1 protein-coding gene is annotated in these 1,506 nt (G+C 43.6%); it reads left to right on the plus strand.

From position 1 onward, the window contains the following. Positions 1-103 precede the first annotated feature (103 nt). Positions 104-1,333 carry an EAL and HDOD domain-containing protein gene (locus ACSVHP_RS22930; protein ID WP_000286799.1) on the plus strand — a complete coding sequence of 410 codons (1,230 nt, stop codon included), beginning with the start codon at positions 104-106 and terminating at the stop codon, positions 1,331-1,333. Positions 1,334-1,506: the final 173 nt, after the last annotated feature.

Below are 1,506 nucleotides of genomic sequence, written 5' to 3' on the forward strand. Positions count from 1 at the left end.
GGCCTTTGAATAAGACAAAAGGCTGCCTCATCGCTAACTTTGCAACAGTGCCTGGAAAGGTTACATTTCTAAAAATTATAACGCTGACCTGGGGACCGGGAATATGTATTCATTTATCGCACGCCAGCCTATTTTTGACACAAAAATGCAGACCGTCGCTTATGAGCTGCTTTTCAGGGACGGAATGAACAATGCCTTTCCCGATGTTTCACCAGAATACGCCACGTCCAGAATGATTTCTGACCAGTTTTTATGCATCCCTGTTCCCCGTATAGCCAACAATCACAGTTCTTTTATTAATGTGCCGCACCAGATGATCATTAACGGACTGGGCGATACGCTGCCGAATGAAAAAGTGGTCATCGAAATTCTGGAAAATGCAGTCCCGGATGATGCGCTTTTCTGTGCCGTAAAGGATATGCACGACAGGGGTTACCAGCTTGCGCTCGATGATTTCACGATGGATGATGAATGGGACCGCTTTATGCAGTATATTTCTGTCATCAAATTTGATGTCAGAGACAATGACTATGAAGATATCCGGCAATATATCCACAGAAAAAGTCAGCTTCTGCAGGGCATAAAATTCCTTGCTGAAAAAGTGGAAACAAGGGACGAGTTTGAGCTTTACAGCCGGGCGGGTTTCGCGCTTTTCCAGGGATTTTTCTTCAGTCGCCCGGAAATCCTCAGAAATAAATGCCTTTCCCAGAACCCCCTGCCACTCTCCAGGCTGATGATGGAGGTGAACAGGGAAAACCCGGACTTTGCCGCGGTCGAACGTCTGCTTAAAACCGATCTGACGCTGTCATATAAAATCATGCGCTACGTCAGAAACATGCTGTTTAAATCACATGGCATAATTCAGGCGGACAATCTTACCCTGAAAGAAATGCTGATGTATATGGGGGGCAAAGAACTCCGGCGGTTTGTTGCGGTGGCCGCCCTTTCAAATATGGGGCGTTCCGGCATCAGTGAACTTTATCATCTGAGCATGGTTCGCGGAAAATTCTGCGAATTAATTGCCGAAAAAATAAATAATGTTTCATTATCCTATAACGCATTTATATGCGGTCTGTTTTCATTGCTGGATGTCATTCTTGAACTCCCCATGGACGATTTAATTAAACAGATTTCAATCCCGCAAAACGTAACTGCCGCGCTTTGTGAACATAAAGGTGAACTTTTTGACATACTGACCCTGTCGTTATGTTATGAGAAACTTAACTGGGAGGAAACCGCGAAAATATGTAATACCCTCAATATCAGCGAGTTCACTGTTATAGAAACCATGCAGGCCGCAACAAAATGGGCGGACGAGCTCGCCGTCTGTTAAGGATATTTATCACAAGACAAATCAGTCATACACATCATTTTTTTAATTAAAGAAATACCGGTGAACGCCGTTATATCCGCTTATCCAGACACAACGAGACACTATTATCATGGTAATAACTCCAACTTATTGATAGTGTTTTATGTTCAGATAATGCCCGATGACTTTGTCAT

The organism is Enterobacter sp. 186315, assembly GCF_053290175.1.